The sequence below is a fragment of the Streptomyces hyderabadensis genome (genome assembly GCF_020404845.1).
GTDB classification, from domain to species: domain Bacteria; phylum Actinomycetota; class Actinomycetes; order Streptomycetales; family Streptomycetaceae; genus Streptomyces; species Streptomyces hyderabadensis.
Map to the genome: position 1 here is coordinate 110263 of NZ_JAIOJZ010000008.1, position 14403 is coordinate 124665.

Annotated in this window: 13 protein-coding genes; 7 read left to right on the top strand and 6 right to left on the bottom strand. The window is 73.3% G+C overall.

The window, feature by feature from the left end:
• Nucleotides 1-116 precede the first annotated feature (116 nt).
• Nucleotides 117-1055 carry a cation diffusion facilitator family transporter gene (locus K7854_RS09135; protein WP_226025879.1) on the top strand — a complete coding sequence of 313 codons (939 nt, stop codon included), beginning with the start codon at nucleotides 117-119 and terminating at the stop codon, nucleotides 1053-1055.
• A 242-nt stretch (nucleotides 1056-1297) separates the two neighbouring features.
• On the top strand, nucleotides 1298-1891 hold the full coding sequence (idi, locus tag K7854_RS09140) for an isopentenyl-diphosphate Delta-isomerase (RefSeq protein WP_226025880.1): 594 nt from the start codon (nucleotides 1298-1300) through the stop codon (nucleotides 1889-1891).
• Nucleotides 1892-1935: 44 nt separating this feature from the next.
• On the opposite strand, the gene K7854_RS09145 is transcribed toward idi, so the two are convergent.
• Entirely contained in the window at nucleotides 1936-2388 is a 453-nt protein-coding gene (locus tag K7854_RS09145; protein WP_226025944.1) for an ATP-binding protein, read from the bottom strand.
• Between the two features lie 194 nt (nucleotides 2389-2582).
• On the opposite strand from K7854_RS09145, the gene K7854_RS09150 reads away from it, so the two are divergent.
• Entirely contained in the window at nucleotides 2583-3338 is a 756-nt protein-coding gene (locus tag K7854_RS09150; RefSeq protein ID WP_226025881.1) for an enoyl-CoA hydratase/isomerase family protein, read from the top strand.
• Here the strand turns inward: K7854_RS09150 and K7854_RS09155 are convergent.
• A complete protein-coding gene (locus K7854_RS09155) occupies nucleotides 3325-3960 on the bottom strand; it encodes a DJ-1/PfpI family protein (RefSeq protein ID WP_226025882.1) in 636 nt (211 codons plus the stop codon). The two genes, K7854_RS09150 and K7854_RS09155, sit on opposite strands and share 14 nt — an antisense overlap.
• A 47-nt stretch (nucleotides 3961-4007) precedes the next feature.
• Nucleotides 4008-4988, bottom strand: a complete 981-nt coding sequence (locus K7854_RS09160; RefSeq protein WP_226025883.1) for a GlxA family transcriptional regulator — start codon at nucleotides 4986-4988, stop codon at nucleotides 4008-4010.
• 114 nt (nucleotides 4989-5102) lie between these two features.
• On the opposite strand from K7854_RS09160, the gene K7854_RS09165 reads away from it, so the two are divergent.
• The 3 genes from K7854_RS09165 to K7854_RS09170 all read left to right on the top strand — a co-directional run bounded on the left by K7854_RS09165 (nucleotide 5103) and on the right by K7854_RS09170 (nucleotide 8697).
• Nucleotides 5103-5972, top strand: a complete 870-nt coding sequence (locus tag K7854_RS09165) for an SCO6745 family protein (protein WP_226025884.1) — start codon at nucleotides 5103-5105, stop codon at nucleotides 5970-5972.
• A 114-nt stretch (nucleotides 5973-6086) separates the two neighbouring features.
• The gene (locus K7854_RS37460; protein ID WP_007389050.1) at nucleotides 6087-6218 is read left to right on the top strand and encodes an LPFR motif small protein; all 132 of its coding nucleotides are present in this window, start codon (nucleotides 6087-6089) and stop codon (nucleotides 6216-6218) included.
• Between the two features lie 115 nt (nucleotides 6219-6333).
• Nucleotides 6334-8697 carry a Tex family protein gene (locus K7854_RS09170; protein WP_226025885.1) on the top strand — a complete coding sequence of 788 codons (2364 nt, stop codon included), beginning with the start codon at nucleotides 6334-6336 and terminating at the stop codon, nucleotides 8695-8697.
• A 155-nt stretch (nucleotides 8698-8852) separates the two neighbouring features.
• Here the strand turns inward: K7854_RS09170 and K7854_RS09175 are convergent, their stop codons facing one another.
• Both K7854_RS09175 and K7854_RS09180 read right to left on the bottom strand, forming a co-directional pair.
• On the bottom strand, nucleotides 8853-10496 hold the full coding sequence (locus K7854_RS09175; RefSeq protein ID WP_226025886.1) for an ABC-F family ATP-binding cassette domain-containing protein: 1644 nt from the start codon (nucleotides 10494-10496) through the stop codon (nucleotides 8853-8855).
• A 13-nt stretch (nucleotides 10497-10509) separates the two neighbouring features.
• The gene (locus tag K7854_RS09180; RefSeq protein ID WP_226025887.1) at nucleotides 10510-11583 is read right to left on the bottom strand and encodes an oxidoreductase; all 1074 of its coding nucleotides are present in this window, start codon (nucleotides 11581-11583) and stop codon (nucleotides 10510-10512) included.
• Nucleotides 11584-11649: 66 nt separating this feature from the next.
• On the opposite strand from K7854_RS09180, the gene K7854_RS09185 reads away from it, so the two are divergent.
• Nucleotides 11650-12612: an FAD-dependent oxidoreductase gene (locus tag K7854_RS09185; RefSeq protein ID WP_226025888.1), complete on the top strand. Its 963-nt coding sequence runs from the start codon at nucleotides 11650-11652 to the stop codon at nucleotides 12610-12612.
• A gap of 33 nt (nucleotides 12613-12645) precedes the next feature.
• On the opposite strand, the gene K7854_RS09190 is transcribed toward K7854_RS09185, so the two are convergent.
• The gene (locus K7854_RS09190; protein ID WP_226025889.1) at nucleotides 12646-14385 is read right to left on the bottom strand and encodes a BCCT family transporter; all 1740 of its coding nucleotides are present in this window, start codon (nucleotides 14383-14385) and stop codon (nucleotides 12646-12648) included.
• Between the last annotated feature and the right edge of the window lie 18 nt (nucleotides 14386-14403).

Genomic DNA, 14403 nt, shown 5'->3' on the forward strand with positions numbered 1-14403 from the left:
AGGGCACATGACAACGGTGTTCAGTGCCGCGTTGCCCGATACCCCCTACCCGTAGTTCACTGTCATCCGGGCACCGGGTCACCGGACGCCGTTACGCACAGGGAGGCGGCTTTCTCATGGGGGCTGGGCACGATCACGGACACGCGCACGGGGGGCACGCCGGCGGGACGGCGACGGCCGCCTACCGGGGGCGGCTGCGGGTGGCGCTGGCGATCACCCTCACCGTCATGGTCGTGGAGATCGTCGGCGGTCTGGTCGCCGACTCGCTCGCACTGATCGCCGACGCCGCGCACATGGCCACGGACGCCCTGGGGCTCGGCATGGCCCTGCTGGCCGTCCACTTCGCGAGCCGTCCGCCGAGCGACCGCCGCACCTTCGGCTACGCCCGCGCCGAGATCCTGGCCGCCCTGGCCAACTGCCTGCTGCTGCTCGGGGTGGGCGGTTACGTCCTGTACGAGGCGATCGACCGGTTCATCACGCCGGCCGACACCGCGGGCGGCCCGACCGTCGTCTTCGGCGCGATCGGCCTGGTGGCGAACATGGTGTCGCTGTCGCTGCTGATGCGCGGCCAGAAGGAGAGCCTCAACGTGCGGGGCGCCTTCCTGGAGGTGGCGGCGGACGCGCTGGGCTCCCTGGCGGTGATCGTCTCGGCGCTGGTGATCCTGGCCACCGGCTGGCAGCCGGCCGACCCGATCGCCTCGCTGCTCATCGGTCTGATGATCGTGCCGCGCACCTGGCGCCTGCTGCGCGAGACCCTGGACGTGCTCCTGGAGGCGGCTCCCAAGGGCGTGGACATCGCCGAGGTGCGCGCCCACATACTGGCCCTGGACGGGGTCGAGGACGTGCACGACCTGCACGCCTGGACCATCACCTCGGGCATGCCCGTGCTGTCGGCGCACGTGGTGGTGGACGGCGACGCGCTGAGCGCGATCGGCCACGAGAAGATGCTGCACGAGCTGCAGGGCTGCCTGGGCGACCACTTCGACGTGGAGCACTGCACCTTCCAGCTGGAGCCCGGCGGCCATGCGGAGCACGAGGCACGGCTGTGCCGGTGAGCCGGGGTGACCCGGCGGACGGCGGGGCGCGCACGCACCGGACGCGCCGGTTCCCGCGCCCCGGAAGGTTCCCGGGGCGCGACGCCGGGAACGATCACTGATCGGACCCCTGCTCGGTGTCCGACCGGCCGCCCCGGGGTGCCAGCGCGGGCACACGGGACATGCGGGTGTGCCGGGAAGTGCCGAGAGTGCCGGATTCGTACGGCACACTTGGGGCGCGAGGACCGATGTGAAGGATGGGTATGCCGATCACTCCTGCCACCGCGACGCCCAGCTCGTCGAACGGCACCGCAGACGCGATTTTGCTGGAACTGGTCGACGAGAACGGCGTGACGATCGGCACCGCGGAGAAGCTCTCCGCGCACCAGCCGCCGGGGCGACTGCACCGCGCCTTCTCCGTGTTCCTCTTCGACGAGCGGGGGCGGCTGCTGATCCAGCAGCGGGCGCTGGGCAAGTACCACTCCCCCGGGGTGTGGTCGAACACCTGCTGCGGTCACCCCTACCCCGGCGAGGCGCCGTTCGCCGCGGCCGCCAGGCGGACGTACGAGGAGCTGGGGGTGTCGCCCTCCCTGCTCGCCGAGGCGGGCACGGTGCGCTACAACCACCCGGACCCGGCCTCCGGGCTGGTCGAGCAGGAGTACAACCACCTCTTCGTCGGCCTGGTGCAGGCGGAGCTGCGCCCGGATCCGGAAGAGGTCGCGGACACGGCCTTCGTGTCCCCGGCGGAGCTGGCCGAGCGGCACGCGAAGGACACCTTCTCGGCGTGGTTCATGACGGTGCTGGACGCGGCCCGGCCGGCCGTGCGCGAGCTGACGGGTCCGTCCGCGGACTGGTGAGCGGGCGCCGGGCCGCACTGCCGCACCTGCCGTAGGAAGGCGTCCTACCGCAGGGTGTGCTTGAGCGGCAGGGCGGCCCAGATGACCTTGCCGCCGCTCGCGGTGTGGGCCACGTCGCAGGCACCGCCCGCCTCCCGGGTGACCTCCCGGACCAGGAGCAGGCCGCGTCCGCCGGTGCGGCCGTGATCGGCCTCCAGGGCGGTCGGGCGGTAGGGGTGGTCGTCCTCCACGGCCACCCGCACCCACTCCGGTCCGACGGCGACCTCCACGGCGAGCACCGGCGAGAGCACCGCCGCGTGCCGGACCGCGTTCGTGACCAGCTCCGAGACGATCAGCAGCAGGGCCTCGGTCACGTCGTCGGAGACCGGCACGCCCTGGCGTGTCAGCAGGTCGCGCACGGCGTGCCGGGCCTGCGGCACCGAGGCGTCCACGGCGGGGGCGGTGAACCGCCAGACACCTTCGTACGGCAGCGGCCCGGCGGGCCCGGTCTCGTCCATCGTCCGGTCGCCACCCCTGGGCTCGATTGTCACCACACCCCCGAGTGTTGGTAACGCGTCGCGCGGCCCCGGAGGACTGAACACAAGTCGGCAGGTATCGAGCGATTTCTGATCGTTGACGCATGACACCGGACCGTTCCTGTTCTGCCTGCCCGGCGGCTCGCGGTGCGGGGCCGGTGGATAGCATCCGGTCCATGGAGCCGCAGTTGCTGCACCGGGTCGCCGACTCGGTCGCCACCGTCGTCGTGCACCACCCGGCCAAGCGCAACGCCATGACGACCGCGATGTGGCGGGCGCTGCCCCGCCTCCTCGACGGCCTGGCCGCCGATCCGGGGGTGCGGGCGCTGGTGCTCACCGGCGAGGGCGCCACCTTCTGCGCCGGCGCCGACATCTCGACCCTGCGCGAGTCGGCCGAGGAGGCGCAGCAGTTGGCGGTGCGGGCCGAGGAGGCCCTCGCCGCGTTCCCCAAGCCGACGCTCGCGGCGGTCCGGGGGCACTGCGTGGGCGGCGGGGCGCAGCTGGCGGCGGCGTGCGACCTGCGGTTCGCCGAGGAGTCGGCGCTGTTCGGGGTGACCCCGGCCAGGCTGGGGGTCGTGTATCCGGCGTCCGCCACCCGGCGGCTGGTGGCGCTGACGGGGCCCGCCACCGCGAAGTACCTGCTGTTCAGCGGCGAGTTGATCGACGCCACGCGGGCGCTGCGCACCGGTCTGGTGGACGAGGTGCTGCCGGTGGGCGAACTGGACAAGCGGGTGGCCGAGTTCACCCGGGTGCTGGCCTCCCGCTCGCTGCTGACCCAGGCCGCGGCGAAGGAGTTCGCGAACGGCCGCACGGACCGGGACGCCTTCTGGGCCGGGCAGGCGCGGCGCAGCGGCGACACCGCGGAGGGGGTCGCCGCCTTCCTGGAGCGCAGGCAGCCGCGGTTCGGCTGGAGCGGCCCTACGTCGGGGTGAACCGGCTGCGGCCGCGGAACTCCTCGACGAGGTGCGCGGGCGCCTTGGCCGGCGACCCGGCGTCGTAGGGCGGCTGCGGGTCGTACTCGGTCAGCAGCTGGACCGCCTGAGCGTGCTCGTCGCCGGCGATCCGGCCGAGCAGGGTCAGCCCCATGTCGATGCCGGAGGAGACACCGGCCGCGGTGACGTACTTGCCGTCGGTGACGACGCGTTCCACGGTCGGCTCGGCGCCGAACCGCTTCAGGTGGTCCAGGGCCAGCCAGTGCGAGGTGGCCCGGCGCCCCTCCAGCAGCCCGGCGGCGGCGAGCAGCAGGGAGCCCGTGCACACGGACGTGGTCCAGGTGCTGGTGGCGTCGGCGGTGCGCAGCCAGTCCAGCAGGGCGCCGTTCTCCATCTGCGGATCCTGGCCGGGGCCACCGGGGACGACCACGATGTCGGGGCTCGGTGTGTCGGCCAGGGTCCGGTCCGCGGTGATCGCGAGGTTCCCGGTGTCGGTGCGGACGGGTCCGGTGCGCTCGGCGACGAAGACGGTCTTAGCGTCCGGCAGGCGGCCGAGGGTCTCGTACGGGCCCACGGCGTCGAGGGCGGTGAAGCGGTCGAACAGGAGGATGGCGATCTGCACGGGTTTCCTTCCGGGGTCGGGGCGGTGGGCGGCGGTGCGGGCCGGCCTCAGCTCGCCGGGGCCGGCCTGAACCGGCGGCGGTACTCCGCCGGTGAGGTGCCGAGGGCCTTGACGAAGGCACGGCGCATGGCCTCCGGGGTGCCGTATCCGCTGGCGCGGGAGACCTCCTCGACGCCGTCGCCGGTGTCCTCCAGGAGCCGGCGGGCGTGCTCCAGGCGCACCCGGTCCACGTACCGGCCGGGCGTCATGCCGGTCTCGGCCCGGAACGCGCGGGCGAAGTGGCGCGGCGAGAGGCTGGCCCGGGCGGCGAGGGACTCGACGCTCAGATCGGCGCCGGGATGCTCGGTGACCCACTGCTGGAGCTCGCGCAGCGGCTCCCGGCGCGCGGTCTGTGCGGCGAGCTGGGCGCTGAACTGGGCCTGGTTCCCGGGCCTGCGCAGGAACACCACCAGGTGCCGGGCGACGGTCAGGGCGGCGTCCCGGCCCAGGTCCTCCTCCACCAGCGCGAGGGCGAGGTCGATGCCGGAGGTCACGCCGGCGGACGTGGCCACGTTCCCGTCCCGGATGTAGATGGGGTCGGGGTCGACGGCCACGGCCGGGTGGTCCCCGGCCAGCCGGTCGCTGTAGGCCCAGTGGGTGGTGACGCGACGGCCGTCCAGCAGCCCCGCCCGGGCCGCCAGGATCGCCCCGGTGCAGACCGAGACCAGGCGCCGGACGCCGGGCCCGTGCTCGCGCAGCCAGTCGATCAGACGCGGGTCGGGATCCCGGGTGCCGCGGCCGCCGGGGACCACCAGGGTGTCCGGCCGCGGTACGTCGCCGCTGAGTGCCTGGTCCGGTACGACCGTCAGCCCGCTGGACGTGCGCACGGGCGCCCCGTCCAGCGACGCCGTGCGGATGCGGTACGTGCCCGGCGTGTGCCTCTCGGCGCCCGCGAAGACCTCCACGGGGCCGGTGACGTCGAGGCTCTGCACGTCGTCGAAGAGGAGGACCAGAACGGTGCGGCCGGTGCGGCCGGTGCGCTGCGCCATGCCGTCGATTGTTCGCCCCGCCGCCGTACGGCCGCAATGACGAGTAACCCTCCTTTCCTGCCATGCGCACCGCGGGCCCGGAGCACGTACTGAGCGGTTGGTAACGTGCGTGGCATGACAACTGCCGCCATCGACGCACGCGCGGGCCGCCGCTGCCACAACGTGCTCAACTCGCTGCACTCCACGCACTACTTCTCGCCCGACCTGGGCCGGGAACTGGGCGCCCTCGGGGTCACCGACGCCCCGGCCGTCAACTTCGCGGCGCGCGCCGCCGCGCTGGGCCCGGTCGGCGCCGGTGCCGTGACGGCGGCGTTCTACAACTACAAGCACGATCTCGTCGCCCGGCACGTGCCCGCCGTGTGGCAGACGGTCACTCCGGAGCAGGCACTGGCGGCGCGCCTGCGTGCCGTCGACGCCACGCTGCGCCGGCTGCTGGGCGAGGAGGCCGTGGCCTCGGCCGGGATGGCGGAGGCGGCCGAGCTGGCCCTGCGCGCCGCCGAGGGCTGCACCCGCAGCGCCCGCCCGCTCTACTCGGCGCACGCGGACCTGCCCGTGCCCGACGCCCCGCACCTGGCGTTCTGGCACGCGGCGACCCTGCTGCGCGAGCACCGCGGCGACGGCCACCTCGCCGTGCTCGTGGCCGCGGACCTGGACGGCCTGGAGGCGCTGGTCACGCACACGGCGACCGGCAAGGGGCTGGCTCCGAAGTGGGTCTTCAGCACCCGGGGCTGGACCCGCGAGGAGTGGGACGCGGCCGTCGGCCGGCTGCGCGAGCGCGGGCTGATCGACGCGGACGGCGCCCTGACCGAGGAGGGCACCACCCTGCGCGAGGGGATCGAACGCGAGACGGACCGCCTGGACGCTGCTCCCTACGCCCGCCTGGGCGCGGAGGGCGTGGCGCGCCTGACGGAACTCGCGGGGGGCTTCGCGCGTACGGCGCTCGGGGCGGGTGCCTTCCCGGCGGACCTGCTCGCCGGGCGCTGATCCGCCGCCGACACGCCCGGGCCGCACGCGGCGTACGAACGGGCATGCGAGGCCGCCGGCGAGGTACCCGTACGTTTCCCGGCCGAGGCGGTCGGGAGACGAAAGGGGTAACTCGTGTTCCGTGCCATCGCAGACGTACTGCGCCAGATCGGTGGCGCAGTCGCCACCGTGGTGACGCTTCCGTTCCGGGCCCTGGCCCGGCTCTTCGGCGGGGCCTCGTCCGCCACCCGCGGCCGCCGGGTCTGATCCCGGCCCCCTCCCCCGCCGGTTCCGACCGGCCGGGACGGTGCCCTGATCCCCGATTGTCGGTCCCGCCTGCCACAATTGCCGCGCAACCTCAGTGAGAAGGCGGTACGGGATCGTGACGACACCCGGGTCCAACGCGTCCGGCACATCCAGCGCGACCAGCGACGCAAGGTCCATCGAAAGCAGGATCGCCGACGAGCTCGGCGTGCGGGAGCGGCAGGTGAAGGCCGCGGTCGAGCTGCTCGACGGCGGTTCGACGGTGCCCTTCATCGCCCGCTACCGCAAGGAAGCGACCGAGATGCTCGACGACGCGCAACTGCGCACGCTCGAGGAGCGGCTGCGCTATCTGCGGGAGCTGGAGGAACGGCGCACGGCGATCATCGACTCGGTGCGCGAGCAGGGCAAGCTCACCGAGGAGCTGGAGGCGCGCATCCGCGGGGCGGAGACCAAGGCGCGCCTGGAGGACATCTACCTGCCGTTCAAGCCGAAGCGGCGGACGAAGGCGCAGATCGCGCGCGAGGCGGGCCTGGAGCCGCTGGCCGAGGGCCTGCTCGCCGACCCGTCGGTGGACCCGCAGGCCGCGGCGGCCGCGTTCGTCGACGCCGCCAAGGGCGTGGCCGACGCGCAGGCCGCCCTGGACGGGGCGCGCTCGATCCTCACCGAGAAGTTCTCGGAGGACGCCGACCTGATCGGCGAGCTGCGGGAGCGGATGTGGGGGCGCGGGCGGCTCGCCGCCAAGGTGAAGGAGGGCAAGGAGGAGGCCGGTGCCAAGTTCGCCGACTACTTCGACTTCGCCGAGCCGTTCACCGAGCTGCCCTCGCACCGTGTCCTCGCGATGCTGCGCGGCGAGAAGGAGGACGTGCTCGACCTCGTCCTGGAGCCCGAGGAGCCCACCGAGGGCCCGTCGTCGTACGAGGCGATCGTCGCGAGCCGGTTCGGGATCGCCGACCGCGGCCGGCCGGCCGACAAGTGGCTGGGCGACACCGTCCGCTGGGCCTGGCGCACCCGCATCCTGGTGCACCTCGGCATCGACCTCAGGCTGCGGCTGCGCACGGCCGCCGAGGACGAGGCGGTGAACGTCTTCGCCGCGAACCTCCGCGACCTGCTGCTGGCCGCCCCGGCGGGCACCCGGGCGACGCTCGGCCTGGACCCGGGCTTCCGCACCGGCGTGAAGGTCGCCGTGGTCGACGCCACCGGCAAGGTCGTGGCCACCGACGTGATCCACCCGCACGTCCCCGCCAACCGCTGGGACGAGGCCATCGCCAAGCTGGCCCGGCTGGCCAAGGAGCACTCGGTCGACCTGATCGCCATCGGCAACGGCACGGCCTCCCGCGAGACCGACAAGCTCGCCGGGGAACTCATCTCCAAGCACCCGGAGTTGAAGCTCACCAAGGTGATGGTGTCCGAGGCGGGCGCCTCCGTGTACTCGGCCTCCGCCTTCGCCTCCCAGGAGCTGCCGGACATGGACGTCTCGCTGCGCGGCGCGGTGTCCATCGCCCGGCGGCTGCAGGACCCGCTGGCCGAGCTGGTGAAGATCGACCCGAAGTCGATCGGCGTCGGCCAGTACCAGCACGACCTCTCCGAGGTGAAGCTGTCCCGCTCGCTGGACGCGGTGGTCGAGGACTGTGTGAACGGCGTCGGGGTGGACGTCAACACGGCCTCCGCGCCGCTGCTCGCCCGGGTGTCCGGCATCACGTCCGGGCTCGCCGAGAACATCGTGGCGCACCGCGACGCGAACGGGCCGTTCAGGTCGCGGACCGCGCTGAAGAAGGTGTCGCGGCTGGGCCCCAAGGCGTACGAGCAGTGCGCGGGCTTCCTGCGGATCCGGGGCGGCGACGACCCGCTGGACGCGTCCAGCGTGCACCCCGAGGCGTACCCCGTGGTGCGGCGGATGGTGCAGACCGCCGGGCAGGAGGTGACCGGGCTGATCGGCAACACGTCGGTGCTGCGGTCGCTGCGGCCGGACCAGTTCGTGGACGAGACGTTCGGTCTGCCCACGGTCACGGACATCCTGCGCGAGCTGGAGAAGCCGGGGCGCGACCCGCGGCCCGCCTTCAAGACGGCCACCTTCAAGGAGGGCGTGGAGAAGATCTCCGACCTGGCGTCCGGGATGGTGCTGGAGGGCGTCGTCACGAACGTCGCCGCGTTCGGGGCGTTCGTGGACGTCGGTGTGCACCAGGACGGGCTCGTGCACGTGTCGGCCATGTCGAGGACGTTCGTGAAGGATCCGCGGGACGTGGTGAAGCCCGGGGACATCGTGAAGGTGAAGGTGATGGACGTCGACATTCCGCGGAAGCGGATTTCGTTGACGCTGCGGTTGGACGACGAGGCGGCTCCGCAGGGGGAGTCGAAGAGGGAGCGGGGCGGGAAGCCGCCTCGGCAGCGGAAGGCCGCCGGCGGTAAGGGGCGTCCGTCGTCAGCGCCTGCTGCGGCCAACGGGGCGATGGCCGACGCGTTGCGGCGGGCCGGGCTGGCGTAAGCCTCCGGCGCTGGGGCGGGGGGTGGGTCCACTCACCGGCGCTTGCCGGGTGCCGCTGCGCCCACCCGTGCCGCCCCAGCGGCACGACTGCCCGCAGCTGGGGGGGCGCGCACGACTGCCCGCAGCTGGGGGGGGCGTCGCATGGCTGCCCGCGGCTACGTGCGTTCCACCACCTTGCCGTTTGTTACCTCCAAGCGGCGGGTCGTCCTTACCGCGTTCAGCATGCGGCGGTCGTGGGTGATCAGGAGGAGGGTGCCCTCGTAGGCGTCCAGGGCCGATTCGAGCTGTTCGATGGCCGGGAGGTCGAGGTGGTTGGTCGGCTCGTCCAGGACCAGGAGGTTGACGCCCCGGCCCTGGAGGAGGGCGAGGGCGGCCCTGGTGCGTTCGCCGGGTGAGAGGGTCGACGCCGGGCGGACGACGTGGTCGGCCTTGAGGGCGAACTTGGCCAGCAGGGTGCGGATGTCCGCCGGTTCCAGGCCGGGGACGGCCGCGCGGAACGCGTCTAGCAGGATCTCGGGGCCGTGGAACGGCTCGCGGGCCTGGTCGACCTCGCCCAGCAGGACGCCCGAGCCGAGCGCGGCGTGCCCGGCGTCGAGGGGGACGCGGCCCAGCAGGGCGCCGAGGAGCGTGGACTTGCCCGCGCCGTTGGCTCCCGTCACCGCCACCCGGTCCGCCCAGTCGATCTGGAGGGAGACCGGGCCGAGCACGAAGTCGCCGCGCCGGACCTCGGCGTCGCGCAGGGTGGCCACGACGGCGCCCGAGCGGGGCGCCGAGGCGATCTCCATGCGCAGGTCCCACTCCTTGCGCGGCTCCTCGACGACCTCCAGGCGTTCGATCATGCGCTGGGTCTGGCGGGCCTTGGCGGCCTGCTTCTCGCTGGCCTCGCTGCGGAACTTGCGGCCGATCTTGTCGTTGTCGTTGCCCGCCTTGCGCCGGGCGTTCTTGACGCCCTTGTCCATCCAGGCGCGCTGCGTCTGCGCCCGCTCCTGGAGCAAGGCGCGCTTGTCGGCGTACTCCTCGTACTCGTCGCGGGCGTGCCGGCGGGCGACCGCGCGTTCCTCCAGGTAGGCCTCGTAGCCGCCGCCGTAGAGGTTGATCTGCCGCTGGGCGAGGTCGAGTTCGAGGACCCTGGTGACCGTGCGGGTGAGGAACTCGCGGTCGTGGCTGACGACGACGGTGCCGGCGCGCAGGCCGGTCACGAAGCGTTCGAGGCGCTCCAGGCCGTCCAGGTCGAGGTCGTTGGTCGGCTCGTCGAGCAGGAACACGTCGTAGCGGGAGAGGAGGAGGGAGGCCAGACCGGCGCGGGCCGCCTGGCCGCCGGACAGGGAGGTCATCGGCTGGTCCAGGTCGACCGTCAGGCCCAGGGTGTCCGCGGTCTCGTCCGCACGGTCGTCGAGATCGGCGCCGCCCAGGGCCAGCCAGCGCTCCAGGGCGCTCGCGTACGCGTCGTCGGCGCCGGGGGCGCCGTCGACCAGGCCCTGGGTGGCCTCGTCCATGGCGCGCTGGGCCTTGGTGACGCCGGTGCGGCGGGCCAGGAACTCCCGCACGCTCTCGCCGGGGCGGCGCTCCGGCTCCTGCGGGAGGTGGCCGACGGTGGCGGTGGGCGGGGACAGGCGCAGCTCCCCCTCCTCCGGCGCGGCCAGCCCGGCGAGCATCCGCAGGAGGGTGGACTTGCCCGCGCCGTTGGCCCCGACGAGGCCGATGACGTCGCCGGGTGCGACGACGAGGTCGAGCCCGGTGAACAGGGAGCGGTCGCCGTGGCCGGCGGCGAGGTTCTTGGCGACGAGGGTGGCAGTCATCAGACCGTCGATCCTAGTCGCGGCCGGGTGCCCGCTCAGCCCGGTTCCCCGGTGGCGGTCCGCCCGGGTCGTCCCGGTTCACGGCCGTCACCAGCACGTTTCCCGGCGTCCGCGCCACCAGGTACGCCTCCCCCTTCACCGCGCCCGGGTCCAGGGCGACGCGGTGGCCGCCCGGTTCGAGCACGCCGTCGAAGACCTCGTGGACGTGGGTGCGGCGCAGGCGGTCGAGGCGGTACGCGGTGAGGCGTACCCGGCAGGGCGAGGTGACCTCGACGTCCGCCGCGGCGGCGCTCGCCGTCAGGCCGGTCAGGCGGCGTCCGGCCGGGCCGCGGTCCAGGGCTTGCTCGATCTGGGCGACGAGCACCGGGACGATCGGGGCCGGGCCGTCGACGTGGGCCACGTCCACGCCGGCGTCCGCGAAGGCACGGCGTACGGACCTGCGCCGTTCCTCGGGGACCGAGCGGCCGAAGGCGACGGCGCCGTAGGTCCGCAGTTCGTCGGCCGGCACGTCGCGGGCGTCCTGGGTGATGTCGGCGCCGACGCCGATGGTGCGCAGCGCGGCGGCCGACCGGGCGAGCAGGGCGACTCGGGCGCCGATGAGCAGCACCCGGCGGCGGGGCCGCGGAGCGCCGTCGAGCAGGGTGGCGAGGGTGGCGCGGTAGTCGGCGCCGGGGAAGCGGTAGGGGCCGATGCCGTGGTAGCCGTTCAGCTCCAGGTCGGCGTGTTCACCGGTCTGCCAGGCGAAGTCCCGCCAGACGAAGTCGTCGCCGTCCCGCAGGATCACGGCGGTCACCGCGCCGCAGGCCAGGTCCGCGCACTCGGGGCAGCCGTAGATGACGTACCGCCCGCCGGGCAGCGGCGCCTCGGTCTCCAGGAGCAGGCCGCGGACCTGCGCGGTGAGGATGGCGGGCGGCACGTCGGAGGCGAGCGGGGAGACCGCGTCCAGGTCGCACAGGCGGTACAGCAGGGGACGTCCGTCGACGACGAAGTCCATGAAGTCGCGGTGGACCTGGAAGTCGCCGTCGGTGTGGACTTGGCCGGCGCGCGTCGCCGGGGCCAGACCGAAGGTCGCGTACTCGGCTGCCATGCCGTGAGTATTCCCGCGGCGGAGGCGCTTGGAGCGCGGCGCGGGGCGTTCGGTTAACGTCCTGGTGTGGAAACCGAACTGGGTGACGAGCGGGATGGCGAAGTCGTCGTGGTCGGCGGCGGGGTGATCGGACTGACCACGGCGGTCGTGCTGGCCGAGCGGGGCAGACGGGTACGGCTGTGGACCCGGGAGCCCGCGGAGCGGACCACCTCGGTGGTCGCGGGCGGGCTGTGGTGGCCCTACCGGATCGAGCCGGTCGCGCTGGCGCAGGCCTGGGCACTGGAGTCCCTCGACGTGTACGAGGAGTTGGCGGCCCGGCCCGAGCAGACCGGCGTACGCATGGTCGAAGGGGTGCTCGGCGAGACCGGACTGGACGAGGTGGACGGGTGGGCCGCGACGCGGCTGCCGGGCCTGCGTGCGGCGAGCGCCGCCGAGTACGCCGGGACGGGGCTGTGGGCGCGGCTGCCGGTCATCGACATGTCGACTCATCTGCCGTGGCTGCGGGACCGGCTGGTGGCCGCGGGCGGCACGGTGGAGGACCGGGCGGTGGCCGACCTGGCCGAGGCGGACGCGCCGGTCGTGGTCAACTGCACCGGCCTGGGCGCCCGGGACCTGGTGCCGGACCCGGCGGTGCGGCCGGTGCGCGGGCAGCTGGTCGTGGTGGAGAACCCGGGGATCCACAACTGGCTGGTCTCGGCCGACGCGGACTCCGGGGAGACGACGTACTTCCTTCCGCAGCCGGGGCGGCTCCTGCTGGGCGGGACGGCCGAGGAGGACGCCTGGTCGACCGAGCCGGACCCGGCGGTCGCGGAGGCCATCGTGCGGCGGTGCGCGGCCCTGCGCCCCGAGATCGCCGGGGCACGGGTGCTCACGCACCTGGTGGGGCTGCGCCCGGCCCGGGACGCGGTCCGGCTGGAGCGCGGGGCGCTGCCGGACGGGCGGCGGCTGGTGCACAACTACGGTCACGGCGGCGCGGGCGTCACCGTGGCCTGGGGGTGCGCGCAGGAGGCGGCCCGGCTCGCCTCCTGACGCGGGTGTTCCGGTCGGCCGGGCCGCGCGGGGTCAGACCTCGTGGTGGTGCCTGCCGATCGGATCGCCCTCCACGTCGGTGCCGGGGCCGGGGCCGATCCGGATCTCGAAGTCGCCCTCGTACTGCTTGTGGCCCTCGATGACGGCCAGTTCGACGGCTTCGTTGGCCATCTCGCCGCGCACCATGAGCGGGTCGCGGCGCAGGTCGCGCATGAGGGCGACGCACATGAAGATCATCACGATGACGAAGGGTGCCGCGGCGAGGATCGTGAGGTTCTGCAGACCGGTCAGCGCGTCCGCCTCCCCGCTGCCGATCAGCAGCATGATGGCCGCGACCGCGCCGGTCACCACGCCCCAGACGACCACCACCCAGCGACTGGGTTCGAGCGCGCCCTTCTGCGAGAGCGTGCCCATCACGATGGAGGCCGCGTCGGCGCCCGAGACGAAGAAGATGCCGACCAGGATCATCACCAGCAGGCTGGTCGCGGTGGCGATGGGGTACTCCTGGAGCACGCCGAAGAGCTGCCCCTCCGGGGTCGAGTCGTCGCCCAGCCGGTTCTGCTCCTGCAGCCGCATCGCCGAGCCGCCGAAGATGGCGAACCAGATCAGGCTGACCGTGCTGGGCACCAGGATGACGCCGCCGATGAACTGACGGATCGTCCGGCCCCGGCTGATCCGGGCGATGAACATGCCGACGAAGGGCGTCCAGGAGATCCACCACGCCCAGTAGAAGACGGTCCAGGTGCCCAGCCAGTCCGCGACGTCCTTGCCGCCGCTGATCTCGGTGCGGCCGGCCATCTGGGGCAGCTCGCCGAGGTAGGAGAAGACCGAGGTCGGCAGCAGGTCGAGGATGAGGATGGTCGGGCCCGCGACGAACACGAAGACGGCGAGCAGCAGGGCCAGCACCATGTTGGTGTTGGACAGCCACTGGATGCCCTTCTCGACGCCGGAGATCGCGGAGGCCACGAACGCCACCGTCAGCACCGCGATGATGCCGACGAGCAGTCCGGTGCTGACCTTGTCCATCCAGTCGAGCTTCTCCATGCCGGAGCCGATCTGCAGCGCGCCGAGGCCGAGCGAGGCCGCCGAGCCGAAGATCGTCGCGATGATGGCCAGGATGTCGATGACCCGGCCGCCGGCGCCGTTGGCGTGCTTCTCGCCGATGAGCGGGGTGAACACCGCGCTTATGGTCTGCCTGCGGCGCCTGCGGAAGGTGCTGTAGGCGATGCCGAGACCGACCACCGCGTAGATCGCCCACGGGTGGAGCGTCCAGTGGAACAGGGTGGTGGCCATGGCCGTGGCCATGCGGTCGCCGGAGTCGGCCGGGCTGGTGCCGGGCGGGGGCGTGGTGTAGTGCGCGAGCGGCTCGCTCACGCCGTAGAACATCAGACCGATGCCCATGCCCGCGCTGAACATCATGGCGACCCAGGACACGGTCCGGAACTCGGGTTCCTCGCCCTCGGCCCCCAGGTGGATGCGGCCGTAGCGGCTGGCCGCCAGCCAGAGGGCGAAGACCACGAAGCCGGACGCGGCCAGGGTGAACGCCCAGCCGCCGTTGTGCAGCAGGCCGCTGAGCATGCTGCTGGAGACGTCCTCCAGCGAGTCGGTGGCGGCGGCGCCCCAGACGACGAACGCCAGGGTCAGGACGGCCGTGACGCCGAAGACGACGCGGTCGGTCCGGGGTCGGTGCTCCTGCCCCGGCAGGCCCGCTTCCGAACCCGGGAGCGTGCCTCTCTCGTGTTCTTCCTTGTCGCTTGGTCGGTCCTGCGTCACAGGCGGCACCTTTCAAGT

What these genes read in the sequence shown, in the direction of transcription:
- K7854_RS09145 (WP_226025944.1), bottom strand. Translation starts at nt 2,388, where the DNA reads ATGGACGAGACCGGGCCCGCCGGGCCGCTGCCGTACGAAGGTGTCTGG.
- K7854_RS09135 (WP_226025879.1), top strand. Translation starts at nt 117, where the DNA reads ATGGGGGCTGGGCACGATCACGGACACGCGCACGGGGGGCACGCCGGC.
- K7854_RS09175 (WP_226025886.1), bottom strand. Translation starts at nt 10,496, where the DNA reads ATGACTGCCACCCTCGTCGCCAAGAACCTCGCCGCCGGCCACGGCGAC.
- K7854_RS09150 (WP_226025881.1), top strand. Translation starts at nt 2,583, where the DNA reads ATGGAGCCGCAGTTGCTGCACCGGGTCGCCGACTCGGTCGCCACCGTC.
- K7854_RS09180 (WP_226025887.1), bottom strand. Translation starts at nt 11,583, where the DNA reads ATGGCAGCCGAGTACGCGACCTTCGGTCTGGCCCCGGCGACGCGCGCC.
- idi (WP_226025880.1), top strand. Translation starts at nt 1,298, where the DNA reads ATGCCGATCACTCCTGCCACCGCGACGCCCAGCTCGTCGAACGGCACC.
- K7854_RS09160 (WP_226025883.1), bottom strand. Translation starts at nt 4,988, where the DNA reads ATGGCGCAGCGCACCGGCCGCACCGGCCGCACCGTTCTGGTCCTCCTC.
- K7854_RS09165 (WP_226025884.1), top strand. Translation starts at nt 5,103, where the DNA reads ATGACAACTGCCGCCATCGACGCACGCGCGGGCCGCCGCTGCCACAAC.